At 52.7% G+C, this 24,254-nt stretch carries 21 protein-coding genes and 1 other RNA gene; 14 read left to right on the forward strand and 8 right to left on the reverse strand.

From position 1 onward, the window contains the following. Positions 1 to 16 precede the first annotated feature (16 nt). Positions 17 to 1,504 (reverse strand): Fe-S cluster assembly protein SufB, encoded by a 1,488-nt coding sequence (gene sufB, locus SK33_RS13325; protein ID WP_032949159.1) that lies wholly within the window; start codon positions 1,502 to 1,504, stop codon positions 17 to 19. 8 nt (positions 1,505 to 1,512) lie between these two features. Beyond that, positions 1,513 to 1,881 carry a Fe-S cluster assembly scaffold SufA gene (gene sufA, locus SK33_RS13330; protein WP_003029385.1) on the reverse strand — a complete coding sequence of 123 codons (369 nt, stop codon included), beginning with the start codon at positions 1,879 to 1,881 and terminating at the stop codon, positions 1,513 to 1,515. A 667-nt stretch (positions 1,882 to 2,548) separates the two neighbouring features. On the opposite strand from sufA, the gene SK33_RS13335 reads away from it, so the two are divergent. Together SK33_RS13335 and SK33_RS13340 are read left to right on the forward strand one after the other, a co-directional pair. Further along, positions 2,549 to 2,911 (forward strand): hypothetical protein, encoded by a 363-nt coding sequence (locus SK33_RS13335; protein ID WP_048219010.1) that lies wholly within the window; start codon positions 2,549 to 2,551, stop codon positions 2,909 to 2,911. A gap of 1 nt (position 2,912) precedes the next feature. After that, positions 2,913 to 3,344 carry a DUF3828 domain-containing protein gene (locus SK33_RS13340; protein ID WP_048219011.1) on the forward strand — a complete coding sequence of 144 codons (432 nt, stop codon included), beginning with the start codon at positions 2,913 to 2,915 and terminating at the stop codon, positions 3,342 to 3,344. 333 nt (positions 3,345 to 3,677) lie between these two features. Here the strand turns inward: SK33_RS13340 and SK33_RS13345 are convergent, their stop codons facing one another. Next, complete coding sequence (locus tag SK33_RS13345; RefSeq protein WP_048219012.1) at positions 3,678 to 4,556, reverse strand: LysR family transcriptional regulator; 879 nt, start codon at positions 4,554 to 4,556, stop codon at positions 3,678 to 3,680. Positions 4,557 to 4,678: 122 nt separating this feature from the next. Between SK33_RS13345 and SK33_RS13350 the strand changes: the two genes are divergently transcribed. Continuing rightward, positions 4,679 to 5,530 carry a Vmh family MBL fold metallo-hydrolase gene (locus SK33_RS13350; RefSeq protein ID WP_048219013.1) on the forward strand — a complete coding sequence of 284 codons (852 nt, stop codon included), beginning with the start codon at positions 4,679 to 4,681 and terminating at the stop codon, positions 5,528 to 5,530. Between the two features lie 66 nt (positions 5,531 to 5,596). Here the strand turns inward: SK33_RS13350 and SK33_RS13355 are convergent, their stop codons facing one another. The 3 genes from SK33_RS13355 to ydiJ all read right to left on the reverse strand — a co-directional run bounded on the left by SK33_RS13355 (position 5,597) and on the right by ydiJ (position 9,326). After that, on the reverse strand, positions 5,597 to 5,785 hold the full coding sequence (locus SK33_RS13355) for a YdiH family protein (RefSeq protein ID WP_003030540.1): 189 nt from the start codon (positions 5,783 to 5,785) through the stop codon (positions 5,597 to 5,599). Between the two features lie 77 nt (positions 5,786 to 5,862). Then, positions 5,863 to 6,273, reverse strand: a complete 411-nt coding sequence (menI, locus tag SK33_RS13360; RefSeq protein WP_003030541.1) for a 1,4-dihydroxy-2-naphthoyl-CoA hydrolase — start codon at positions 6,271 to 6,273, stop codon at positions 5,863 to 5,865. Beyond that, the gene (gene ydiJ / locus SK33_RS13365) at positions 6,270 to 9,326 is read right to left on the reverse strand and encodes a D-2-hydroxyglutarate dehydrogenase YdiJ (protein ID WP_048219015.1); all 3,057 of its coding nucleotides are present in this window, start codon (positions 9,324 to 9,326) and stop codon (positions 6,270 to 6,272) included. Before ydiJ ends, menI begins: the two co-directional genes overlap by 4 nt. A gap of 212 nt (positions 9,327 to 9,538) precedes the next feature. On the opposite strand from ydiJ, the gene ydiK reads away from it, so the two are divergent. From ydiK to aroD, 3 genes are all read left to right on the forward strand, one after another. Continuing rightward, positions 9,539 to 10,648: an AI-2E family transporter YdiK gene (gene ydiK, locus SK33_RS13370; RefSeq protein ID WP_003030544.1), complete on the forward strand. Its 1,110-nt coding sequence runs from the start codon at positions 9,539 to 9,541 to the stop codon at positions 10,646 to 10,648. A 184-nt stretch (positions 10,649 to 10,832) separates the two neighbouring features. Then, an RNA gene (gene rprA, locus SK33_RS13375) (antisense sRNA RprA) lies at positions 10,833 to 10,940 on the forward strand. 167 nt (positions 10,941 to 11,107) lie between these two features. After that, on the forward strand, positions 11,108 to 11,866 hold the full coding sequence (gene aroD, locus SK33_RS13380) for a type I 3-dehydroquinate dehydratase (RefSeq protein WP_048219016.1): 759 nt from the start codon (positions 11,108 to 11,110) through the stop codon (positions 11,864 to 11,866). 109 nt (positions 11,867 to 11,975) lie between these two features. Here aroD and ppsA read toward each other — a convergent pair whose 3' ends face one another. Next, positions 11,976 to 14,354 (reverse strand): phosphoenolpyruvate synthase, encoded by a 2,379-nt coding sequence (gene ppsA, locus SK33_RS13385; RefSeq protein WP_048219017.1) that lies wholly within the window; start codon positions 14,352 to 14,354, stop codon positions 11,976 to 11,978. A gap of 327 nt (positions 14,355 to 14,681) precedes the next feature. On the opposite strand from ppsA, the gene ppsR reads away from it, so the two are divergent. The 8 genes from ppsR to SK33_RS13425 all read left to right on the forward strand — a co-directional run bounded on the left by ppsR (position 14,682) and on the right by SK33_RS13425 (position 22,766). Beyond that, positions 14,682 to 15,515, forward strand: coding sequence for a posphoenolpyruvate synthetase regulatory kinase/phosphorylase PpsR (ppsR, locus tag SK33_RS13390; protein WP_003030553.1), 834 nt, complete (start codon positions 14,682 to 14,684; stop codon positions 15,513 to 15,515). Positions 15,516 to 15,641: 126 nt separating this feature from the next. Continuing rightward, a complete protein-coding gene (gene aroH / locus SK33_RS13395; RefSeq protein ID WP_003030555.1) occupies positions 15,642 to 16,688 on the forward strand; it encodes a 3-deoxy-7-phosphoheptulonate synthase AroH in 1,047 nt (348 codons plus the stop codon). A 169-nt stretch (positions 16,689 to 16,857) separates the two neighbouring features. Further along, positions 16,858 to 17,046, forward strand: coding sequence for a hemin uptake protein HemP (gene hemP, locus SK33_RS13400; protein WP_032949142.1), 189 nt, complete (start codon positions 16,858 to 16,860; stop codon positions 17,044 to 17,046). A gap of 76 nt (positions 17,047 to 17,122) precedes the next feature. Continuing rightward, entirely contained in the window at positions 17,123 to 19,105 is a 1,983-nt protein-coding gene (locus SK33_RS13405; protein WP_048219019.1) for a TonB-dependent hemoglobin/transferrin/lactoferrin family receptor, read from the forward strand. A 47-nt stretch (positions 19,106 to 19,152) separates the two neighbouring features. Then, positions 19,153 to 20,184: a hematinate-forming heme oxygenase ChuS gene (gene chuS / locus SK33_RS13410; RefSeq protein WP_048219020.1), complete on the forward strand. Its 1,032-nt coding sequence runs from the start codon at positions 19,153 to 19,155 to the stop codon at positions 20,182 to 20,184. Next, a complete protein-coding gene (locus SK33_RS13415; RefSeq protein WP_048219021.1) occupies positions 20,181 to 21,002 on the forward strand; it encodes a heme/hemin ABC transporter substrate-binding protein in 822 nt (273 codons plus the stop codon). Before chuS ends, SK33_RS13415 begins: the two co-directional genes overlap by 4 nt. Then, the gene (locus SK33_RS13420; RefSeq protein ID WP_048219022.1) at positions 21,002 to 21,994 is read left to right on the forward strand and encodes a FecCD family ABC transporter permease; all 993 of its coding nucleotides are present in this window, start codon (positions 21,002 to 21,004) and stop codon (positions 21,992 to 21,994) included. Before SK33_RS13415 ends, SK33_RS13420 begins: the two co-directional genes overlap by 1 nt. Next, positions 21,987 to 22,766, forward strand: a complete 780-nt coding sequence (locus SK33_RS13425; RefSeq protein WP_048219023.1) for a heme ABC transporter ATP-binding protein — start codon at positions 21,987 to 21,989, stop codon at positions 22,764 to 22,766. Before SK33_RS13420 ends, SK33_RS13425 begins: the two co-directional genes overlap by 8 nt. On the opposite strand, the gene selO is transcribed toward SK33_RS13425, so the two are convergent. Further along, positions 22,763 to 24,205 carry a protein adenylyltransferase SelO gene (selO, locus tag SK33_RS13430; protein ID WP_048219024.1) on the reverse strand — a complete coding sequence of 481 codons (1,443 nt, stop codon included), beginning with the start codon at positions 24,203 to 24,205 and terminating at the stop codon, positions 22,763 to 22,765. The two genes, SK33_RS13425 and selO, sit on opposite strands and share 4 nt — an antisense overlap. Positions 24,206 to 24,254: the final 49 nt, after the last annotated feature.

The raw sequence follows: 24,254 nt of genomic DNA on the forward strand, positions 1-24,254 counted from the left end.
GTGCTTTCCTTAAATTTTAACCGACGCTGTGTTCAAGACTTATGGCGAGAAGTTTTTGCGCTTCCACGGCAAATTCCAGCGGCAGTTCAGAGAACACGTCTTTACAGAAACCATTCACGATCATCGAAATGGCATCCTCTTCGCTGATACCGCGCTGCAGGCAGTAAAACAGCTGATCTTCACCAATGCGCGACGTCGTGGCTTCGTGCTCAAGCTGGGCGCTGTTGTTACGACACTCCACATATGGGAATGTGTGCGCTCCGCAATCCGCCCCGATCAACATCGAGTCACATTGGGTATAGTTGCGGGCATTGGCGGCGGTCGGCATGATTTTCACTAAACCGCGATAGCTGTTCTGGCTGTGTCCGGCGGAGATCCCTTTCGAGATAATGGTCGATTTGGTGTTTTTACCGATGTGGATCATCTTGGTGCCTGTATCGGCCTGCTGATGACCACTGGTCAGGGCCACGGAGTAGAATTCGCCGATAGAGTTGTCGCCACGCAAAATGCAACTTGGGTATTTCCAGGTAATGGCCGAGCCGGTTTCCGACTGCGTCCATGACATTTTGCTGTTTTCACCTTCGCACAGAGCGCGCTTGGTGACGAAGTTCAAAATGCCGCCGGTGTTACCATCCCCGGGGAACCAGTTTTGCACCGTCGAGTATTTCACTTCAGCATCTTTGTGGATGATGACTTCGACCACCGCCGCATGCAGCTGGTAGCTGTCGCGCACCGGAGCCGAACAGCCTTCGATATAGCTGACGTAGCTGCCCTCATCCGCGACCAGAATAGTGCGTTCAAACTGCCCGGTTTTCTCCGCATTGATACGGAAATAGGTCGACAGCTCCATTGGGCAACGCACGCCTTTCGGTACATAAATAAACGTGCCGTCAGATGCCACCGCTGCATTCAGCGCGGCAAAGAAGTTGTCATTACCTGGAACCACCGTGCCCAGATATTGTTTTACCAGCTCAGGATGATCGTGAATCGCCTCACCGAACGAACAGAAAATAATGCCCTGTTCCGCCAGTTTGTCGCGATAGGTGGTCGCCACCGATACCGAGTCAAAAATAGCATCAACCGCCACCTCTTTGCCTTCACGGACCGGTACGCCAAGCTGTTCAAAGGCATCCTCGACCTCTTTACTTAAAAACGCATTCGCCCCCGTTTGCTGCACGGCTCCCGGCTCAGACGCGCAGGTTTCATCGCAGTTACCGCAGGACGGTGCGGAATAATAGCTATACTCCTGATAATTCAGCTTGTCGTAGTGCGCTTTTAGCCAGTGCGGCTCTTCCATGGTTTGCCACGCTTGAAAGGCATTCAGGCGGAATTCCAGCATCCAGTCGGGTTCATTACGTTTTGCCGAAATCGCACGCACGACTTCTTCGTTGATCCCTTTCGCCAGCTCATCGGTTTGCAGTTGGGTGAAGAAGCCCTCTTTGTAATTAAGGTGCCCGCCAGCCCAGGTGTTGACATCGTCAGTTGCTTCAGTATTACGAGACATAGTACCGCCTATACCCCAAAACTTTCGCCACAGCCGCATTCGTTCTGGGCTTTCGGGTTATGAAATTTAAATAACTGATTTAATCCTTCGCGAACAAAATCGACTTCTGTGCCGTCGATGAACGGCATCGCCTGTAAAGGCACATACAGTCTGGCGCCATCCGTTTCAAACAACAGATCGTCTTTTTGGGCCTCGCGGACGGTATCCAGCACGTAGCCGAATCCCGCGCATCCCGTTTGCTTCACGCCCAGGCGTACGCCCAACATGTCGGGTTGCTTTGCCACCAGTTCACGGATATGCGCCGCAGCCGCAGGTGTTAACGTCAGTCCACGCCAGGCAAAATCGTCCGGGTTAAATGTTCCTGAATGCAATTCCATAGGGTTACCTCGAGTCACTAGCTTTTAAGCTATAACAACATGTTAGTGATAATGATTATCACTTCAACCCCTCAACAGCAGGGGCATTCGGGTTAACCGCCCTTTTTGACTACTTTTACTAAGCATAGACCCTGCAGCGAGGGTTTACAGGGATGGAATTTTTTGTTCAATACATTGATTAATAATGGATTATAAAAATCTCATCGTTCAGGCAGGTCAAAGATCAAAAGATGTATAGATAATGTCTATTTAAGAGATAGGTTTTGAAAATTTAATGAAATCATGTGATTATTATATAATCAGTAACTTAGTCTTTTCTCGTGATAGATAAGTACAGACTATTTAACGCCCCAAATTGAGCCCTCAGCGCGATTTTGCCCCCCAAATCCTAAAATGGAGGTTATGCGAGGCGTGTTCCCGATTTTAAACATCATAATTTACAAGCCAGTTTGATTTTAACAGTAGACATTACGTAAATAAGATTAACTTTGGGATTTGCAGGACTAATTGCTAATTCAATATATTGCTATACGCTTTAATTATCAATTCAATAATTAATATTGGCATTACATATGTTGATTAATTAAATCTCACCATAAAATACAATTTCGAATTAAATATCTGAGTATTATTATTTTATGATTCATTCTATTACTAAGGGAAAATTATGTCATGGAATAAACATGATGCGGTCTCGTATGCGCGAAGTCACGCGCATCAAAAAAGCCAGGGTTATTGCGCTCGAGCAGTAGCTGCAGCAATTCGCGCTGGCGGCGTCAAAATTGAAGGTGCTAACGCCAACAGTTTTGCAAGGTCACTAGAAAAAGCAGGATTCAGCAAATCATACGGCACCCCAATAGAGGGCGATATAGCGGTTATTGATGCTTTACCAGGTCCAAACCAGTATGGGCACGCCTGTATTTACGATGGGGCGGGAACCTGGTACTCCGATTTCGTACAGCGCAGTTTATACCCTGGGCCGCAGTACAGAAAAATCCAGCCCACTGTTACTATATACAGGCACAAGTGACATGAAAAAATTACTGCTTTTGCTACTGGTGGCATCATCTGCTATGGCAAATAATACCAACGATCCTGTTAACCAGGCCGTTGCATTTAATAAGTGGTACGTGAACCAAATTAACAATAATAATTTCCCGATTACCGACGGTAAGGATATCGATAAATACGTTACTGCATCAACAATGCAGAAACTAAGGCGAACACAAGATCCAAAGTATGATGATGAGGTTTTCTATTCTGCTGATTTTTTTCTAAAATCACAATATATCGGTGACGACTGGACAGAGAATGTGGCCATATCCTCATATGACTGGGATCCTGTCTGCATAAACGTCAATATAACGTTCGGCAAAAAAAAACCTCACACGGTTATTGATTGTATGGTTAATGAAAATGGCGAGTGGAAAGTACAGTCCGTTGCTGCACGCGATAACAATTAACGACGTTATGACAGAGTTACTATGCCATGGCACATCCGCGAATACCCCTGCTATATCGCCGGAAAGTAAAAAAGCCTGCGTGAACTGAATGGGATTTTGATATTTTCCGTGTCAATGATAATGGAATCGACCCCAGCTAATTGACAAACAACAAAAAACCCTTAAGTCTGCTTGCTGGCAGGCTTAAGGGTTCCGGCCCCATCCGGCGCTTATCTCCGGCACTCACGATGGCTTAGCTCTTGAAGGGGCGATAAGAAGAATCTCATACACCGATAAGTTTTTTTTAACACAACTTGCGGTTTGACTATTTTGTGAGCACGTTTAGCTACCTTTTTAGCATTGCGCCGCCCCACTAAGCGCATCCAGCAGCAAACGTAGCCCCGCAGGCTGATGCTCCCGAGAAAGGTATAAACCATAAATTGGCAAGCATTTAGGTTGAAGTTCTGGCAGTAATCGAATTAACGCTCCCTGCGCCAGCCCTTCCTGCGCCTCCACCTCTGGCACCAACGCGATCCCCATTCCTGCCACCGCCGACTCGCAGAGCAGCGAAGAGATCCCTGCACTCAAATTCCCTTTGATTGCAACCGAGACAGACTGCCCCTGGGCATCCAAAAAGTGCCAGGATTGTCCGGAAAAACCGCTGTAGTACAGGCAATTGTGCCGAGTGAGATCGTCGACTGTCTCAGGCGTGCCATGTTGATGCAGATAATCTGCGGACGCGCAAAGTACCGATTTACAGTCACCCAACCGACGGGCGATGGTCCCTGGCTCGGGATTATCCGTTATGCGGATCGCCACATCGATACGTTCTCCTACCAGGCTTACCGGTTGATTATTGATCTCCACCTCAATACGTAATTGCGGATATTGCTCCATAAACGCCGGCAGAACCGGAGCAAGAATATGCATGGCGGTAAAATGGGCGCAGGCCACACGTAGCGTGCCGGAGGGAATTTGCGCGCCACTGGCGGCACCAATATCCAGCGAAAGTTGCGCCAGAGAACGCGTTTTCAGTAATGCCTCTTCACCCGCTGGCGTGATCGTCAAGCGACGCGATGAGCAATGGATAAGCCTTGCGCCTGCCCATTTTTCCATCTCGTCGAGGTAACGACTGACCATCGGACGGGAAAGCCCCAATGCACGTGCAGCGGCGCTCAGACTGCCCAAATCACAGATATGGTTAAATACCGTTGCCGCCATCACTCTGTCCATTGCATCCCATCCGATCGTTTTATGAAACTCAGCATGTCCTAATGAAGGAATTCTAACAGATACGAATACGCTTAAAATACGGGAACTATCAAAAGACAATTCCCTGCATAAGGTTACCTGGTATGAAAGTTAAATCTCTGGCCCTGCTGTTACCTCTGTTTGCGTCTTCAGCTTTCGCCGCACCGCTACACCTGGACGTCTATAATCCGCAGGAGAAGGGTATTTTCCCGGTCTCTTCGACGCTGGTGTCTGGCCCCAAAGAGGCGATTTTGTTTGACGCCCAGTTCAGCACCAAAGATGGCGAACAGCTGGTGCAGATGATTCGCGCCAGCGGTAAAACGCTGAAGGCTATCGTGATCACTTCCGGCGATCCGGATTTCTATTTCGGTCTGCAACCCATCGTCAACGCTTTCCCACAGGTAAAAGTTCTGGCAACACCGCAGGTGGTAGACCATATCCGCGCCACCAAAGAGGCCAAGCTGCAGTTCTGGGGCCCGCAAATGAAGGACGGCGCGCCAACATCGCTCACCGTTCCGCAGGCGACGACGCAAACGCAGTTCACAGTTGATGGCGAACCACTGGAACTGCGTCACTCCAACGATTATGCAGCGTATATCTGGATCCCGGCGAATCGGGCCATTATTGGCGGCACAGGCGTGGCTTCAGGTATTCACGTCTGGACGGCGGATACACAATCTGAAGAACAGCGTAGTACATGGCGTAACGTACTGAGCGAAATGCAGAGCTTACAGCCCACTCAGGTGGTCCCGGGTCATTACATTGGCGAACGCCCAACCGGCGATAAAGCTATTCGCTTCACCCAGGACTATTTGCAGTCGTTTGAGCAGGCGTTAGGGGCGAAGAAGGGATCGGATTATGTGATTAAAACCATGACGGCAGCATGGCCAGGTCTGGCAGACGCAAGCTCGCTGGAACTAAGTGCGAAGGTTAACAGCGGTGAGATGAAGTGGTAATGAAGATTTAAGGCAAAAATAACCCCGAACACGTGTCGGGGTTTCGTTACGATAAGCATACCGGAATCAATGAACGCCCATGCGCCAGGCAAAATAGATCTCTTCTTTCAGTTCAGTTGAAGAGAGCGCCAACAGATCTGCAAACTCCAGCTCAAGCTGTTTCAGCCTTTTCAGGTACTGAGCCGGTGAAAGATCGGTTTTATCACGACGTAAAAATTCTATTGCCAGTTGGGCAGGGTCTAATTGGGTAGACATATCATCCTCGCTTGTGTTCAAAACCTGCACAGTATAACACCATTCCCTGTGCAGATAATGACCAAAAGCAATATGCATCACAAAATTGCGGTCGTCAGACGCGACGTACAGCACAATCGTCCCTGCTCATCGAAGATCTCTATTTGCCAAACCTGGTGACGAGAGCCGGTATGTAACGCGCGACATACGCCCCTGACGTGCCCTTCCCGCGCAGAACGGATATGGTTGGCGTTGATCTCCAGGCCCACCACTTTCTGCTCACCCTGAGTACACAGGTATCCCGCTACCGAACCAATACTTTCCGCCAGCACCACGGATGCGCCGCCGTGCAGCAACCCAAAGGGTTGTTTGGTGCGATGGTCCACCGGCATTGTAGCTTCCAGCGTATCGTCACCAATGTGCACAAAACGAATATCGAGCAACCCAACCATATTTCCTTCACCCATGGCATTGAGCGCCTCGAGTGTGACTTCACGTTTCCAGATCATCCTATAATCTCCAGCAGTGCCTGTAATGGGTGGCGAACGCCCGTACCTTCAACGCGTTTAACCTGACTGCGACAGGAGTACCCGGTAGCCAGACAACGGTTACGTGGCAATCGTTGCATTGCCTGGTGCCATGATAACTCATAGATCCCCAATGAGTTTTGGTGATTCTTTACTTCGTGGCCGTAGGTGCCAGCCATACCACAGCATCCCACGCTGACGTTCTCCAGCTTTGCGCCAAAGCGAGCAAAAATAGCCGCCCACTGTGCAGGCGCGCCCGGCAAGGCCGTCACTTCGGTACAGTGGCCAAAGAAGTACCACGGTTCACCGCCAACAGCGACTGGCTGCTGTGCTTCCACAGCTTTCGATAACCATTCGTTGGCTAGCAACACATGGAAATCACCCCGTTGTTCGCCCAGCGCCAGCTTGTATTCATCGCGATAACAAAGCACCAGCGCCGGATCAACACCCACCATCGGAATATTCAGCTTCGCTACCCGGTTAAGAAACTCGGATGTCTTTTTCGCCGTTTTGGCAAAACGGTTTAAGAAGCCTTTAATGTGCTGCGCCTTGCCGTTTGGCGAAAACGGCAGCAGTACCGGCTGCATGCCCAGCTTCTCTACCAGACGTATAAAGTCAGCAACCACCTGCGCATCGTAATAGCTGGTGAAAGGGTCCTGCACCACCAGCACCGTACGCGCTTTTTGCTCAAGGCTGAGTAATTCGAGCTGTTCCAACGTCATATTGGCGGAACGATGCCCCACCAGTTGGCGTTGCAGCGACGGTGCAGACAACAGCGGTAAATCAACCATTCCAATGTGCTTTTTAGCCAGGTTTCGCACCAGCGGCTGGTTGATGAAGAAGTTAAACGTTTTGGGCGCTCGTGCCATTAACGGCGCATAGCTCTCAACGGTCGCCACCATGTGATCGCGCAACGGGCGCAGATAACGCGTGTGGTACAGCTGGAGGAAGCGCGAACGGAACTCCGGTACATCAATTTTAATTGGACACTGTGTTGAACATGCTTTACATGCCAGACAGCCGGACATTGCCTCTTTTACTTCGTGCGAGAAATCGTATTCACCCTTGCGCGCATGCCAACTGTTGCGGGTACGGGCAATCAGCGCACGTAAACTGGCGCGTTTTTCCGGTAGCTCTTTTTCCAGCTGTATTGGGTCGATCCCGCGATCCGCTAACAAACGCAGCCATTCACGCACCAACGTGGCTCGCCCTTTTGGCGAATGAATACGGTTGAGGCTGATTTTCATCGACGGACACATGGGACTTTTCGCATCGAAGTTAAAGCATAACCCGTTGCCGTTACACTCCATTGCCCCGCGCCACTCCTGGCGTACGGCCAGAGGGATCTGACGGTCATACGTTCCGCGTTTCACCGCGTCCACTTTCATCATCGGCGCATCTACGCCTTCCGGTGGACAAATTTTCCCAGGATTCAGCCGGTTTTGCGGATCAAACACCGATTTCACTTTGCGCAGTTCGCGATACAGCTCCTCGCCGAAGAACGCCGGGCTGTATTCTGCACGAAAACCTTTCCCATGCTCGCCCCACAGCAAACCGCCATATTTCGCCGTCAGCGCCACAACATCATCAGAAATGCGTTTCATCAGCACTTCCTGCTGCGGGTCACACATATCCAACGCCGGTCTGACGTGAAGCACGCCAGCATCCACGTGACCAAACATGCCGTAACTCAGGGCGTGACTGTCGAGTAGCGCGCGGAACTCGGCAATATAGTCCGCCAGATGCTCCGGCGGAACGCAGGTATCCTCAGCGAACGGAATTGGCTTCGCGGAACCTTTTGCATTGCCCAGCAGACCGACTGCCTTTTTGCGCATGGCGTAAATTCGTTCGACTCCCGCCAGTTCGGTACACAGCTGCCAGCCAATGACACCCGCTTCCTGGCGAGCGATTAAGCCATCCAGACGTTCACACAGTGCGCTGACCTGCGAATTAATCAATACTTCGTCGTCACCGGCAAACTCTACAATGTTCAGACCCAGCATCTCTTGATCAGGTACATCGGTAATCAATTCACTTACCGAGTGCCAGACGATATCTTCCCGCGCCAGATTGAGTACTTTGGAGTCGACAGTTTCTACCGACAATGCCCGCGCTTCCACCATCACCGGGGCATTACGCAACGCCGAGTCGAAAGAGTCGTACTTGACGTTAACCAGTTGTCTGACTTTTGGCAGCGGCGTGATATCCAGACGGGCTTCGGTGATAAACGCCAGCGTACCTTCAGAGCCGGTGAGAATGCGGGTTAAATCAAATTCGGTCATCTCATCGTTAAAGACGTGCCGTAGATCGTACCCGGTCAGGAAGCGATTAAGTTTCGGGAATTTATCCATGATCAGTTGTCGGTTATCGCGACAACGTTCATAAACGGTCTTATAGATGCGGCCAATGGTGGTATTGCTTTTCCCCAGCATTTCGGCAAGCTCGATCGGCATTGGCTGAGTATCAAGAATATCGCCGCCCATCAGCACCGCACGGATGCCCAACACATGATCGGAAGTTTTACCGTAAACCAACGATCCTTGCCCGGACGCATCGGTGTTGATCATCCCGCCGAGCGTTGCCCGGTTACTGGTGGATAATTCCGGGGCAAAGAAATAGCCGTAAGGCTTCAGAAACTGGTTGAGCTGATCTTTTATCACCCCGGCTTCTACCCGCACCCAACCTTCTTGCGGGTTGATTTCAATAATGCGGCTCATATAGCGGGACATATCAACAATAATGCCCTGGTTCAGCGCCTGACCGTTGGTCCCGGTGCCGCCGCCGCGCGGGGTAAAAATCAACGACGAGAAAAGCGGTTCTGCCGCCAGACGGGCGATTAGCGCCACATCTGCGGTTGAACGAGGGAAAACGACAGCATCAGGTAGCAGCTGATAAATACTGTTATCCGTCGACATTGTCAGACGATCGGCATAGCTCGTTGCCGTATCGCCCGTAAATCCTTGCTGCTCCAGCGCCTGCAAAAAGTTGAGCACCAGTTGAACGACACCTGGTGCCTGAGAAATTTGTGGAATCATTATAGTGACCCTTTCCTGCGGTCTGTGTTGTGAATTTAATCGTTTGCGTGTTGCTTTGTTTGTTGTATCACATTTTTTCTAATACGCTCAGCAGATTTACAGGCAGAATCCGCCTGTTCAAAACCGCTGAAATTGCTCATCATTACAGGGTGTCATTTAAGTATTCACGTCGCGTCAACGTTCTGGCGCAAAGACAAAGGTGAAAAGTATTTATGGTAAATTTCCGTCAGCCCAGGGATATTGCACAAGTGCTGCTATCGGTGCTGTTTTTAGCCATCCTGATTGTGGCCTGTCTCTGGATTGTTCAGCCCTTTATCCTCGGTTTTGCCTGGGCAGGCACGATTGTCATTGCAACCTGGCCTATCCTGCTACGCTTACAAAAATTGCTCTGGGGACGCCGTTCACTTGCCGTACTGGTGATGACGCTGTTGCTGGTGCTATTGTTCATCATCCCCATCGCGCTGCTGGTTAACAGCATCGTCGATGGCAGTGGGCCGCTGATCCATGCCGTAACCGCAGGAGATATGACGCTACCGGATCTGGCATGGTTGAACAGCATTCCACTGGTGGGTGCCAAAATGTATGGCGCATGGCACAGCTTACTGGATATGGGCGGTTCGGCGATTATGGCCAAGGTTCGTCCTTATATCGGCACCACCACAACCTGGTTCGTCGGTCAGGCCGCGCATATCGGCCGCTTTATGATGCACTGTGGCCTGATGCTGCTGTTCAGTGCCCTGTTGTACTGGCGCGGTGAACAAGTCGCATTAGGTATTCGTCACTTCGCCTGCCGTCTTGCCTCAAAACGTGGAGATGCTGCTATTCTGCTGGCAGCACAAGCCATTCGCGCCGTCGCATTAGGCGTTGTGGTCACCGCTCTGGTACAGGCAGTGCTCGGGGGTATTGGTCTGGCGGTAACCGGTGTGCCGTATGCCACACTGCTGGCGGTATTGATGATCCTGTCATGTCTGGTGCAACTGGGGCCGCTACCGGTACTGATTCCGGCCATTATCTGGCTATACTGGACGGGGGATTCAACCTGGGGCACCGTGCTGCTGGTGTGGAGCGGCGTGGTCGGAACACTGGATAACGTGATTCGACCGATGCTGATTCGCATGGGTGCCGATTTGCCACTGCTCCTGATTCTCTCCGGAGTCATCGGCGGATTGATTGCCTTCGGCATGATTGGTCTGTTTATAGGTCCAGTAGTACTGGCCGTTTCCTGGCGTCTGTTCTCCGCGTGGGTAAATGAAGCCCCCGCGCCAGGTACCAATCCGGATGAAATCCTCGAAGAAATTGCTGAAATCGAACGCAATAAGTAATCCAACATCAGGCGGCAACGCCGCCTGATTGTTTAACAATACTAATCAATCCCTCCCTCTTACGGGATTAGACCCAACGCCGTCCTTCTTTCAATACTCATTTGTGTCGCAAATTCTTTACAGTTTTTAAACTATTGAGATGAATCTGATCGACGTAAAAAAACAGTATGCCTACTATTAGCCCATGGCTTTAGATCAACACATTGATTTATAAGCATGGAAATCCCCTGAGTGAAACAACGAATTGCTGTGTGTAGTCTTTGCCCATCTCCCACGGTGGGCTTTTTTTTGTCCTTCGTACCATTCTAATCGCCGTACTCTCCTTTCTTAACTTTCCCACCATTCAACGGTCTGTACCAATTAAAAAAAGTGGTTTCGATATCAAGCACAAAACCGTGATATTGTTGAAGGCTCAGGGGGCTGACGGACAGATATCAGCCAATATTTATAAGGTAATCAATGAAAACCGTAACTGTAAGAAATGTCGTAATTGGCAAGGGTGCACCGAAGATCATTGTCTCACTAATGGCTAAAGACATCGCAATGGTAAAAAGTGAAGCGCTGACCTATCGCGAAGCGGATTTTGATATTCTGGAATGGCGCGTTGACCATTTTGCCGATGTCGCATCCATTGACGCAGTACTGGACGCTGCGCGCGCCATCCGCGAGATTCTGCCTGACAAGCCGTTACTTTTTACCTTCCGTACTGCGCAGGAAGGCGGCGAGCAGGCCTTACCTGCTGAAGACTATTTCGCACTAAACCGTGCAGCGATAGACTGTGGTCTGGTGGATATGATCGATCTCGAGCTATTCACTGGTGATGTGCAGGTTAAAGCAACCGTTGAGCAAGCTCACGCCAAAAACGTCCTGGTTATTATGTCGAATCATGATTTTCATAAAACGCCGGCCGCAGAGGAGATTGTTCAGCGTCTGCGTAAAATGCAGGAACTGGACGCCGATATCCCCAAAATTGCGCTGATGCCGCAATGCAAAACGGATGTGCTGACGCTGCTCAGCGCGACGCTGGAAATGCATGAACGCTATGCCGATCGTCCAATTATCACGATGTCGATGGCAAAAAACGGGGTGATTTCTCGTTTAGCTGGCGAGGTTTTTGGTTCAGCAGCCACGTTCGGTGCAGTGAAAAAAGCATCTGCTCCGGGGCAAATCGCAGTGACCGATCTGCGCACTGTACTGACAATATTGCATCAGGCTTAAGCGTGGAAGGATAAAATACCGGATGACGATGCTGCCGCATCTTATCCGGCCCACGAATGATACTCACCGTAGGCCGGATAAGGCGCTTACGCCACCATCCGGCATGATGTTACTTGTTCAGTTCAGCCAGGCTCAGCCAGGTCTGCACGACGGTATCCGGGTTCAGCGACAGGCTGTCGATCCCCTCTTCCATCAACCAGGCCGCGAAGTCTTCATGGTCAGAGGGACCCTGACCGCAGATACCCACGTATTTGCCTTGTTTCTTGGCTGCGCGAATCGCCATCGACAGCAGGGCTTTCACCGCGTCGTTACGCTCATCAAACAGTTCAGAAACCACACCAGAGTCACGATCCAGACCCAGCGCCAACTGCGTCATGTCGTTTGAGCCGATGGAGAAGCCGTCGAAGTACTCGAGGAACTGCTCGGCCAGCAAGGCGTTAGACGGGATCTCACACATCATGATGATCTTCAGTCCGTTCTCACCGCGTTTCAGCCCCTGGCGTGCCAGCTCTTCCACCACCGCTTTCGCCTGGGCAACGGTACGTACAAACGGTACCATCACTTCAACGTTAGTCAGGCCCATGTCGTTACGGACACGTTTTACTGCGTCACATTCCAGCGCGAAGCAGTCGCGGAAGCTATCGGCAACATAACGGCCCGCCCCACGGAAGCCCAGCATCGGGTTCTCTTCATGCGGTTCATAACGCTCACCGCCGACCAGGTTGGCATATTCGTTGGACTTAAAGTCAGACATACGCACGATGACGCGTTTCGGATAAAACGCCGCCCCCAGCGTCGCGATCCCTTCCGTCAGACGACCAACGTAGAATTCACGCGGAGAATCGAAACCTTTCATCATGGCGCGGATTTCATTTTGCAGCTCAGGCGTCTGGTCATCGAACTCCAGCAGTGCACGCGGGTGTACGCCAATCATGCGGTTGATGATAAATTCCAGACGCGCCAGACCGACACCTTCGTTTGGCAGGCAGGCGAAGTCGAAAGCGCGGTCCGGGTTACCGACGTTCATCATCACCTTCAACGGCAGATCCGGCATGGTCTCCACGCTGGAACTCTTCACGCTAAAGTCGAGCATGTCAGCGTAAACATAACCGGTGTCGCCTTCGGCACAAGAGACAGTAACCTTCTCACCATCTTTCATACGCTCGGTCGCATCGCCACAGCCCACCACGGCTGGGATCCCCAGTTCACGGGCAATGATTGCCGCGTGACAGGTACGACCGCCACGGTTGGTGACAATCGCCGCTGCTTTCTTCATGATCGGTTCCCAGTCCGGGTCGGTCATGTCGGTAACCAGTACGTCGCCTGGTTCGATACGGTTCATTTCGCTGATGTCTTGGATGACTTTGACCGGACCCGCACCAATGCGGTGACCGATGGCACGACCTTCAGCAATAATTTTACCCTGCGCATGCAGCGTATAACGCTCCATCACCTGGCCACGAGAACGCACGGTTTCCGGGCGCGCCTGCACAATGAACAGCTTACCGGTATGACCGTCTTTCGCCCATTCGATATCCATCGGACGACCGTAGTGCTTCTCGATCTGCACCGCCTGCTTGGCCAGTTCCTGCACTTCTTCATTAGTCAGGGAGAAAATGTCGCGTTGTTCCTGCGGCACATCTTCGATCGTTACCTGCTTACCGTGTTCCTGGGTCGGCGCGTAGATCATGCGGATTTTTTTCGAACCCATGGTGCGACGAACGATAGCCGGACGGTTAGCCGCCAGCGTCGGTTTATGCACGTAGAATTCATCCGGGTTAACGGCCCCCTGCACGACCATCTCGCCCAGGCCCCATGCAGACGTGATAAACACCACCTGATCGAAACCGGATTCGGTATCGATGGAGAACATGACGCCGGAAGACGCGAGGTCAGAACGCACCATCCGCTGCACACCCGCAGAGAGCGCTACGCCACGATGGTCATAACCCTGGTGGACACGATAAGAGATCGCACGGTCGTTAAACAGCGAGGCAAATACGTGTTTGATGGCAACCAGCACGGCATCAAATCCCTGGACGTTGAGGAAGGTTTCCTGCTGACCGGCAAATGACGCATCTGGCATATCTTCTGCGGTAGCGGAAGATCGCACAGCAAAAGAGGCATGGGCATCGTCCGTTGACAGCTGCGCGTAGGCATCGCGGACGGCATTTTCCAGCTCCGGCTGGAAAGGAGTGTCGATAATCCACTGGCGGATCTGCGCGCCGGCTTTTGCAAGCTCGGTGACATCGTCAATATCCGTTTTATCCAGCAGCTCATAAATGCGCTGGTTTACACCGCTCTGGTCCAGAAACTGGTTAAACGCGTCGGCGGTCGTTGCAAAACCATTCGGTACGGAAACACCCATACCTGAAAGGTTAGTAATCATTTCACCCAGGGAGGCATTTTTGCCCCCAACTCTGTCTACATCATTCATGCCGAGTTGGTTATACCAAAGCACCAGCGGTGACGAGCCATTGTTGGACATCGAACAATCCTTATATTTGAACGAGGTTAGGAAACTCAATTTTGCGTAATTATCTTTGCATATTTACTCCAGCGAAAAAAACGGTGAATCGTTCAAGCAACTTTATTTTTTATTTTTTCAGATTGTTTCCGCATTTGCGCAAACCCGCGAGCCACAGGGGATCTCCACAAAAACTACCGGTATAAATATTTGTTCCGAAAAATGAAATGCACTTTTCATTAATTATAAAAATACCGTTTCATTTTATAAAAAAGATGCAGCAATATTCGCTTCTGGCGAATTTTAATTTATGCTTTCAGAGAATTATGTCTGCCCAGGATGAGCAAAATGGATAATGCTGTTGATCGTCACGTATTTTATATTTCTGATGGTACGGCCATCACCGCCGAGGTCTTGGGTCACGCGGTGATGTCGCAATTCCCGGTCACGATCAGCAGCATTACGCTGCCGTTTGTGGAAAATGAGAGTCGTGCGCGCGCGGTTAAAGACCAGATTGACGCGATCTACCAACAAACTGGCGTGCGCCCTTTGGTGTTTTACTCCATCGTCCTGCCAGAAATTCGCTCAATCATTCTGCAAAGCGAGGGATTTTGTCAGGATATCGTGCAGGCATTGGTTGCTCCGCTGCAGCATGAGATGAAGCTCGACCCTACACCTATCGCCCATCGCACGCACGGTCTGAATCCCGGTAACCTCAACAAGTACGACGCGCGCATTGCCGCCATTGACTACACCCTCGCCCACGACGACGGTATTTCGTTGCGCAACCTCGATCAGGCCCAGGTGATCCTGCTCGGCGTTTCTCGTTGCGGCAAAACCCCAACCAGTTTGTATCTGGCCATGCAGTTTGGTATCCGCGCCGCCAACTACCCCTTTATTGCCGATGATATGGATAATTTGGTGCTGCCCGCCTCTCTGAAGCCGTTGCAGCATAAGCTGTTCGGTCTGACTATCGACCCTGAGCGCCTGGCGGCCATCCGCGAAGAGCGCCGTGAGAACAGCCGTTACGCCTCGCTGCGACAGTGCCGAATGGAAGTTGCTGAGGTAGAAGCGCTGTACCGGAAAAACCAGATCCCCTGGCTGAACAGTACCAATTATTCGGTAGAAGAGATTGCTACCAAGATCCTCGATATCATGGGACTGAATCGCCGCATGTACTAGAATGCTAGTGCATTGGTTCGAATTTTTGTTATTATGCTCGCCACCAGGCAGGATGAGTGTGATATTGTGATGTACATCACTTCCCGGTAGTCCTGCCGTTGAAGCAACAAATTTCTGAGACAAGTAATGAACAGAACCGATGAACTCCGTACTGCGCGTATTGACAACCTGGTCACTCCAGCAGAGCTTGCGCAACGGCATCCTGTTTCATCCTCCGTCGCCCGTCATGTTACGGACTCCCGACGTCGGATAGAAAAAATTTTAAATGGTGAAGACCCCCGTTTACTGGTGATCGTAGGTCCTTGCTCGATTCACGATCTTGATGCCGCGATGGAATACGCGACACGATTACAGGCGCTGCGCACAAAGCACCAGGCGCGTCTGGAAATCGTGATGCGTACCTATTTTGAAAAGCCACGCACCGTCGTGGGCTGGAAAGGCCTGATTTCCGACCCGGATTTGAACGGCAGTTATCGTGTAAACCACGGTATTGAACTGGCGCGAAAACTGCTGTTGCAGGTCAACGAACTGGGCGTCCCCACGGCGACTGAATTCCTCGACATGGTGACCGGCCAGTTTATTGCCGATTTAATCAGTTGGGGAGCTATTGGCGCGCGCACCACCGAAAGTCAGATCCATCGTGAAATGGCCTCCGCGCTCTCCTGCCCGGTCGGTTTTAAGAACGGAACGGATGGCAACACGCGCATCGCCGTCGATGCGATTCGCGCCTCCCGCGCCAGTCACATGTTCCTCTCGCCGGATAAAACCGGTCAGATGACCATTTATCAGACCAGCGGTAACCCTTACGGGCATATCATCATGCGTGGCGGTAAAAAGCCGAATTATTATGCTGAAGATATTGCCGCCGCCTGCGATACCCTGCACGAATTTTCCCTGCCTGAGCATCTGGTGGTCGATTTTAGCCACGGCAATTGCCAGAAGCAGCATCGTCGTCAGTTGGACGTTTGTGATGATGTGTGCCAGCAAATTCGTAACGGCTCGACGGCAATTGCCGGGATCATGGCGGAGAGTTTCTTGCGTGAAGGTACTCAAAAAATCGTTAGCGGCCAGCCGTTGGTTTACGGTCAGTCCATTACCGACCCGTGCCTGAACTGGGAAGATACTGAACTGTTGGTTGAAAAACTCGCCTCTGCGGTTGATAGCCGTTTTTAATGCTCTTCACCGGGCAATATCACTTTGCCCGGTGCTAATCCTTTGTTTTTCCCCGCTTGTTGTGCAAAAAACGTTCTCGTCACAATTATTTCACAAAAACGCTTGCCGCAAATTTGCAGTTTGATGATAATGATTATCATTGTTACATTGATTGTTATTTTTAAACACTATGTCACGTATGGATAACACAACGGCTACGCCTACAAAAGACACAACAACGCCTTCCGTCGCGCCAAACGAGCGACGAATTGACAGTAAAACCCTGCTGGGTAACGAAGGACGCGTGATCATAGAACATGATGGTCAGCACTACCTGCTGCGCCAGACGCAAGCCGGAAAACTCATTCTGACTAAATAAACAACACATTTCGCCAGCCACCCAGGTCACATACCCAGGCAGCCAGCGCTTTTCGATTTCCTAATGGAGAGTTGCTATGCCTTACCTGCACACCGCTTCCCTGCGCCCGTCGCTGTTGGCGCTGGCGATTGTCAGTAACCTGCCCGCCGTAGCCTATGCGGCGGTCGAAGATATGACCGTTACCGCCACCGGCAATGCCCGTAGTGCCTTTGAAGCGCCGATGATGGTCAGCGTGATTGATGCCACCGCCCCGGAAAACCAGACCGCCAGTTCGGCAGCCGATCTGTTGCGGACGGTTCCGGGTCTAACCCTCGATGGAACGGGTCGTACCAATGGCCAGGACGTGAATCTGCGCGGCTACGATCGACGTGGCGTTCTGGTACTGGTTGACGGCGTTCGTCAGGGAACTGACACCGGACACCTGAACAGCACCTTCCTCGACCCGGCGCTTATCAAACGTATCGAAGTCGTGCGTGGCCCTTCCGCACTACTGTACGGTAGCGGCGCGCTGGGCGGCGTGATCGCCTATGACACTGCGGATGCCAAAGATCTGCTGGAAGCCGGACAAAACAGCGGTTACCGCGTGTTCGGTACCGCGGCAACCGGCGATCACAGCCTCGGTATGGGTGCCAGCACGTATGGCCGTACCGATACGCTGGACGGACTGCTTGCCTGGTCCAGCCGCGATCGCGGTGATTTACGCCAGAGTGACGGTACTACTGCGCCGAATGATGAAGCAATTAACAATATGCTGGCGAAAGGTAGCTGGAAAATTGACAGCGCCCAGACGTTGGCCGGCTCGCTGCGTTACTACAACAATGACGCCCGGGAACCTAAAAACCCGCAGACCAGTGTGGCGGATGCCAGCAACCCGATGACCAACCGTTCAACGATCCAGCGTGATGCGCAACTGACCTACTCGCTCGCTCCGGCAGACAATGACTGGCTGAACGCGGATGCCCGTATCTACTGGTCCGAAGCGCGCATTAATGTTCAGAACGCAGATAACACTGGCGAATTTCGCAAGCAAACCACCAAAGGCGGGAAGATCGACAACCGCAGCCGCCTGTTTACCGACTCTTTTGCATCTCACCTGTTGACCTACGGCGGTGAATACTATCGCCAGGAACAACAACCGGGTGGTTCAACCACCGGTTTCCCGGAGGCAAAGATCGATTTCAGCTCCGGCTGGCTACAGGATGAAATCACCCTGCGTGACCTGCCGGTTACGCTGCTGGGCGGTACCCGTTATGACTCTTATCGCGGCAGCAGCGACGGCTATGAAGATGTTGATGCTGACAAATGGTCGTCCCGCGCCGGACTCACCGTTACGCCAGCCGACTGGCTGATGCTGTTCGGTTCATACGCTCAGGCCTTCCGTGCGCCAACCATGGGCGAAATGTATAACGATGCGAAACACTTCTCGATTGGTCGTTTCTACACTAACTACTGGGTGCCAAACCCTAACCTGCGCCCGGAAACTAACGAAACGCAGGAATACGGATTTGGCCTGCGCTTTGACGATCTGCTGATGGCGAGCGATGCGCTCGAATTTAAAGCCAGCTATTTCGATACCAAAGCAAAAGATTACATCTCCACCAGCGTTGACTTTGCCGCTGCGACAACCATGTCCTATAACGTTCCCAATGCCAAAATCTGGGGTTGGGACGTGATGGCGAAATATACCGCCGACCTGTTCAGCCTCGACATGGCCTATAACCGCACACGCGGCAAAGATACTGACACAGGTGAATACATTTCCAGCATTAATCCGGACACCGTCACCAGCAAACTGAATGTGCCGGTTGCGCACAGCGGTTTCTCCGTAGGCTGGATCGGGACATTTGCTGACCGTTCAACGCATATCAGCAGCACCTACGCTAAACAGCCTGGCTATGCGGTAAACGATTTTTACGTGAGCTATCAGGGCCAACAAGCACTGAAAGGCATGACCACCACGCTGGTACTGGGCAACGCCTTCGACAAAGAGTACTGGTCGCCGCAAGGCATTCCGCAGGATGGTCGTAATGGCAAAATTTTCGTGAGTTATCAGTGGTAATCACTTTTCCCCGGTTCGCCGGGGCCGCAATCTGGAAGGAAGAGACAATGAATCATTACACACGCTGGCTGGAACTGAAGAAAGAAAATCCCGGCAAATACGCACGCGACATTGCAGGGTTGATGAATATTAGTGAAGCCGAACTGACCTTTGCGCGCGTCGGCCATGACGCCTGGCGCTTACGTGGCGAAGTCCGCGAAATCCTCGGCGCACTGGAAGCGGTTGGTGAAACCAAATGCATTTGCCGCAACGAATATGCGGTGCATGAACAGGTTGGCGCTTTTACCAATCAGCACCTGAACGGCCATGCCGGGCTGGTTCTTAATCCGCGTGCACTCGACCTGCGTCTGTTCCTAAATCAGTGGGCAAGCGCTTTTCATATCAGTGAGACCACCGCCCACGGCGAGCGTCAGAGCATTCAGTTCTTTGACCATCAGGGAGACGCACTGCTGAAGGTCTATACCACACAAAATACCCTCGTTGAGGAATGGGCGGCGTTGCTGACCCGTTTCATCTTTGCAGAAAACCCGCCGCTGGTGCTGCAACCCGTCAACAATTCTGTGCCTGCCTCCGTCACTGTCGACGCACAGACCGTTGATCAAGAGTGGCGAGCGATGACCGATGTCCATCAGTTCTTCGGTCTGCTGAAACGCCACGATCTCACCCGCCAACAGGCGTTTAATCTGGTTGGCGACGATCTGGCCTGTAAGGTTTCTAATAGCGCACTGGCGCAATTACTCGACACCGCGCGTCAGGATGGCAACGAAATTATGGTTTTTGTGGGTAATCGCGGCTGTGTACAGATATTTACCGGCGTGATTGAAAAACTGGTACCGATGAAAGGCTGGCTGAACATCTTCAACCCAACCTTTACCCTGCATCTACTGGAAGAGAGCGTGGCAGAAACGTGGGTGACGCGTAAACCGACCGCCGATGGTCACGTCACCAGTCTGGAGCTGTTTGCTGCCGACGGCACGCAAATCGCCCAGCTGTATGGTCAACGTACGGAAGGCGAGCCGGAGCAGACGCAATGGCGCGAACAGATTGACGCACTGACGCCGAAAGGACTGGCCGCATGAAAAAACTGCTGGCCCTGATCGCGCTGCTGCCCTTCGCGGCGCTGGCTGCGCCCGAGGAACGGGTTGTTGCGCTCGGTGGCGATGTCACCGAGATTGTCTACGCACTGGGAGCACAACCCTCCCTTGTGGCGAGAGACAGCACCAGCCAGTGGCCTGTTGCGGCAACCGCGTTACCTGATGTTGGTTATTTGCGCCAGCTCAACGCCGAAGGGATCCTGGCTACCCGCCCTACGCTGGTCCTTGCCAGCGCGCAGGCACAGCCCTCTTTAGCGCTAAAACAGCTTGAGCAGAGCAACGTCAAGGTTGTCACGATCCCAGCAAGCAACGATCTTAACGCGATTGATGAAAAAGTTCGGGTTATCGCTGAGGCTACTCATCGGGAGGCCGACGGCGAAAAGCTGCGCGCAACGTTACGTCAGGAACTGGCGACGCTCCCGTCGTCTGAACTTAATAAACGTGTGCTGTTTATTCTCAATCATGGCGGGATGACCGCGATGGCGGCGGGCCAGCAAACCGGAGCCGATGCGGCGATTCGTGCCGCAGGTCTACGCAACGCGATGCAGGGCGTTAATCGCTATCAGCCGCTGTCACAAGAAGGCGTCATTGCCAGCCAGCCCGATCTGGTGGTGATTTCGCAGGACGGCGTTAAGGCGATGGGTGGCGAAGATAATCTGTGGGCGCTACCGGGACTTGCGCAAACACCTGCCGGAAGGAATAAACAGGTATTGCAGGTTGACGATATGGCGCTGTTGGGCTTCAGCGTTCGCACGCCACAGGCTATTTTGCAGCTTCGTGCTAAAGCGGAGCAATTGCCCTGATGTCCCGGCGGATCACCTGTTCGTTGTGGATGTTGGCATTGATGCTGATTGCAATGACGGTTCTGGCTACCGGTTTTGGCGCGTTGCGCCTGCCGGTAAGTCTGCTCTGGCGTGATGGCGATGAGGCACTGCGTCAAATCTGGCTCACGATTCGTCTTCCCCGCGTCCTGCTGGCACTGGTGATTGGCGGCTCTCTGGCGCTCGCTGGCTGCGTGATGCAGGGGCTGTTTCGCAATCCGCTTGCAGACCCTGGATTACTGGGAATAAGCAGCGGCGCTGCCTGCGCTGTGGCCCTGTGGGTGGTGCTGCCTGTCTCTTTGCCCGCGCTGATGATGTTGTATGCTCCAATGCTGGCCGCTTTTTTCGGCGCGCTGGCGGCAACCGTAGTGATTTTTATCCTCAGCCAACAGCGCGACGGTTCGCTCTCCCGCCTGCTGCTGGTCGGCATTGCCATCAACGCGCTCTGCGGGGCGGCGGTTGGCGTACTGTCGTGGGTCAGTAATGATGCGCAACTGCGCCAGCTGTCGCTATGGGGAATGGGAAGTCTGGGGGCCGCACAGTGGTCCACGCTGTTGGCTGTCACTTCGCTGACAATCCCGACAGTGCTGATCATCTGGCGACTTGCTCCGGCGCTGAATCTTCTGCAACTGGGTGAGGAAGAGGCGCATTATCTCGGCGTTGATGTACGTACAATCCAGCGTATTTTGCTGCTTTGTAGCGCATTACTGGTTGCCTCAGCCGTGGCGGTAAGCGGGGTGATTGGCTTTATCGGGTTGGTAATCCCACATTTAATACGTATGTGGCTCGGCTCAGACCATCGGGCCGTTATTCCGGGTTCCGTGCTGGCGGGCGCGTTTTTATTGCTGATTGCCGACACCCTGGCCCGTACTGCGGCTGCGCCTGCGGAGATGCCAGTCGGTCTGTTGACCAGTCTTCTCGGCGCACCGTGGTTTTTATGGCTTATTTTTCGTCAGCGAGGAGCGCATGGCTGAACATTTCATCGCTGAAGGGCTTCACTATCACGTAGCTGGCAGAGCGGTGATTGACGACGTATCGCTCACCCTTACAAAAGGTGAACTGGTTGCGCTCATCGGCCCAAACGGTGCGGGAAAATCCACCCTGCTGCGCCTGCTGACCGGTTTTCTGCAGCCCGCTAGCGGGCGCTGCGTGCTGGCGGGCAAATCGCTGCATGAATGGTCTACCCAGACCCTGTCGCGGCATCGGGCAGTGATGCGCCAGCAAACACTGTTGGGATTCGACTGGCCGGTAGAGGCCGTCATCGCGATGGGCCGCGCGCCGTGGACCCAACAGCAGGAGCCCCGGCTTATCGCTCAGGTGATGGAAATGACCGGATGCACACCGTTGGCGGGTCGGCAATACGCCGCGCTTTCCGGCGGCGAGCAACAGCGAGTACAGTTAGCCCGTGCGCTGGCACAACTCTGGTGCGACGGTGCGCCTCGCGGTTGGTTATTCCTTGATGAACCGACCTCCGCGCTGGATCTTTACCACCAGCAGCATCTGTTGCGCATGCTAAAAACGCTTACCTCTTCGGGAGAGCTGCATGTGTGCATTGTGCTTCACGATCTGAACCTCGCCGCACTGTGGGCAGACAGAATAGTGCTGCTGCACAACGGCAGGCTGGTATCGCAGGGAACACCGGAAACTGTGTTACAAGCCGATGACCTGAAGCGCTGGTACGGTGCTCAGGTACACGTTGGCCAGCATCCGGCCAACGCCTCCCCGCAGGTATTTCTGGCCCCTTAGCTTGAACAACTCACTTCCAGCCGTTTGCCCCAGTCAGGTGGACGGCTGACATAGTCATCATCACGATCGGCAAACGGGGTACGCAACGCCTGGTGCAACCGATGCAGCTCGGCGTAATCCCCCTGTTCTGCCTGACTAATCGCCCGTTGCGCCAGCCAGTTACGTAATACCATCGCCGGGTTAGCCGCCTTCATCTGGGTTTGTCTGACAGCATCGGCAATATTGTCTTGCTGAAGGCGCGAGCGATACCGCGTGAACCAGTCGTCAAACGCTGCGCGGTCGATAAACTCATCGCGCAACGGAGATTGCGCACTGTGTTGTTCCGTTTGGCTGAGCATGCGAAACGTTCGCGTATAGTCGCTTCTTTCCCGCGACATCAGACTAAACAGCTCGCTAAGCAGTTCGTTATCGTCTGTCTGCTCGCTAAAGAAGCCGAGCTTTTGCCGCATCCGCTGACCGTAGCGAGTTAACAGCGCCAGCTGGTAACTGTCCAGCGCATCATTGAGCGCCTCGACCGGGATAAACGGCGACAGGGTTTGCGCCAGACGTTGCAGGTTCCACAACGCGGCGGCCGGTTGATTATCGAAACTGTATCGCCCCTGGTTGTCAGAGTGGTTGCAGATATAATCGGGCACGTAATCATCAAGAAAACCGAATGGACCGTAATCCATCGTCAGACCCAGAATCGACATGTTGTCCGTGTTCATAACACCATGCGCAAATCCTACCGCCTGCCAGTCAGCGATTAACGTCGCAGTACGCGTGACAACATCGTTAAACCACAGCTGATATTTATCGGCGTCTTCCTGCCATTGCGGCCAGTAATGGCGAATCGCAAAGTCAGCCAACTGGCGCACTTTTTCCGGCTCCCGGCGATAGTAAAAATGCTCAAAATGGCCAAACCGCATATGGCTTTGCGCCACGCGGATAAGCATCGCCCCCGCTTCGACCGTTTCGCGATACACCGGCGTGTCGCTGGTGACAATCGACAATGCCCGCGTGGTCGGTATTCCCAGGTAGTGCATCGCTTCACTGGCCAGGCTTTCGCGAATGGTCGAGCGCAGCACGGCGCGCCCATCACCCATGCGGGAATACGGCGTGAGTCCGGCGCCTTTCAGGTGCCAGTCAAACGTTGAACCATCCGCAAGCTGTTGTTCGCCCAGCAGGATCCCACGTCCGTCGCCAAGCTGACCAGCCCAGACGCCGAACTGATGCCCACTATAAACCTGGGCTAAAGGCGACATTCCGGGAAGCAGCGATTCGCCTCCCCAAACGCCCGCACCAGTTGGAATATCAAATAGCGCCGCAGGAATAGCTAATTGCTCCGCCAGCGCATCGTTATGCCAGATAAGGCGCGCATTTTTCAAAGGGGTGGGTGAAAGCGCGGTATAAGTTGCTGGTAGTTCATCACGCCAGCGAGTGGTAAAAGACAGGGTCATAGGGCCTCCTGCCTCTAGTGTAGACTGTTAATGGCTTGTTAAACACCAG

The organism is Citrobacter sp. MGH103, from assembly GCF_001034475.2.
GTDB lineage: Bacteria > Pseudomonadota > Gammaproteobacteria > Enterobacterales > Enterobacteriaceae > Citrobacter > Citrobacter freundii.

What these genes read in the sequence shown, in the direction of transcription:
- sufB (WP_032949159.1), bottom strand. Translation starts at nt 1,504, where the DNA reads ATGTCTCGTAATACTGAAGCAACTGACGATGTCAACACCTGGGCTGGC.
- sufA (WP_003029385.1), bottom strand. Translation starts at nt 1,881, where the DNA reads ATGGAATTGCATTCAGGAACATTTAACCCGGACGATTTTGCCTGGCGT.
- SK33_RS13335 (WP_048219010.1), top strand. Translation starts at nt 2,549, where the DNA reads ATGTCATGGAATAAACATGATGCGGTCTCGTATGCGCGAAGTCACGCG.
- SK33_RS13340 (WP_048219011.1), top strand. Translation starts at nt 2,913, where the DNA reads ATGAAAAAATTACTGCTTTTGCTACTGGTGGCATCATCTGCTATGGCA.
- SK33_RS13345 (WP_048219012.1), bottom strand. Translation starts at nt 4,556, where the DNA reads ATGGACAGAGTGATGGCGGCAACGGTATTTAACCATATCTGTGATTTG.
- SK33_RS13350 (WP_048219013.1), top strand. Translation starts at nt 4,679, where the DNA reads ATGAAAGTTAAATCTCTGGCCCTGCTGTTACCTCTGTTTGCGTCTTCA.
- SK33_RS13355 (WP_003030540.1), bottom strand. Translation starts at nt 5,785, where the DNA reads ATGTCTACCCAATTAGACCCTGCCCAACTGGCAATAGAATTTTTACGT.
- menI (WP_003030541.1), bottom strand. Translation starts at nt 6,273, where the DNA reads ATGATCTGGAAACGTGAAGTCACACTCGAGGCGCTCAATGCCATGGGT.
- ydiJ (WP_048219015.1), bottom strand. Translation starts at nt 9,326, where the DNA reads ATGATTCCACAAATTTCTCAGGCACCAGGTGTCGTTCAACTGGTGCTC.
- ydiK (WP_003030544.1), top strand. Translation starts at nt 9,539, where the DNA reads ATGGTAAATTTCCGTCAGCCCAGGGATATTGCACAAGTGCTGCTATCG.
- aroD (WP_048219016.1), top strand. Translation starts at nt 11,108, where the DNA reads ATGAAAACCGTAACTGTAAGAAATGTCGTAATTGGCAAGGGTGCACCG.
- ppsA (WP_048219017.1), bottom strand. Translation starts at nt 14,354, where the DNA reads ATGTCCAACAATGGCTCGTCACCGCTGGTGCTTTGGTATAACCAACTC.
- ppsR (WP_003030553.1), top strand. Translation starts at nt 14,682, where the DNA reads ATGGATAATGCTGTTGATCGTCACGTATTTTATATTTCTGATGGTACG.
- aroH (WP_003030555.1), top strand. Translation starts at nt 15,642, where the DNA reads ATGAACAGAACCGATGAACTCCGTACTGCGCGTATTGACAACCTGGTC.
- hemP (WP_032949142.1), top strand. Translation starts at nt 16,858, where the DNA reads ATGTCACGTATGGATAACACAACGGCTACGCCTACAAAAGACACAACA.
- SK33_RS13405 (WP_048219019.1), top strand. Translation starts at nt 17,123, where the DNA reads ATGCCTTACCTGCACACCGCTTCCCTGCGCCCGTCGCTGTTGGCGCTG.
- chuS (WP_048219020.1), top strand. Translation starts at nt 19,153, where the DNA reads ATGAATCATTACACACGCTGGCTGGAACTGAAGAAAGAAAATCCCGGC.
- SK33_RS13415 (WP_048219021.1), top strand. Translation starts at nt 20,181, where the DNA reads ATGAAAAAACTGCTGGCCCTGATCGCGCTGCTGCCCTTCGCGGCGCTG.
- SK33_RS13420 (WP_048219022.1), top strand. Translation starts at nt 21,002, where the DNA reads ATGTCCCGGCGGATCACCTGTTCGTTGTGGATGTTGGCATTGATGCTG.
- SK33_RS13425 (WP_048219023.1), top strand. Translation starts at nt 21,987, where the DNA reads ATGGCTGAACATTTCATCGCTGAAGGGCTTCACTATCACGTAGCTGGC.
- selO (WP_048219024.1), bottom strand. Translation starts at nt 24,205, where the DNA reads ATGACCCTGTCTTTTACCACTCGCTGGCGTGATGAACTACCAGCAACT.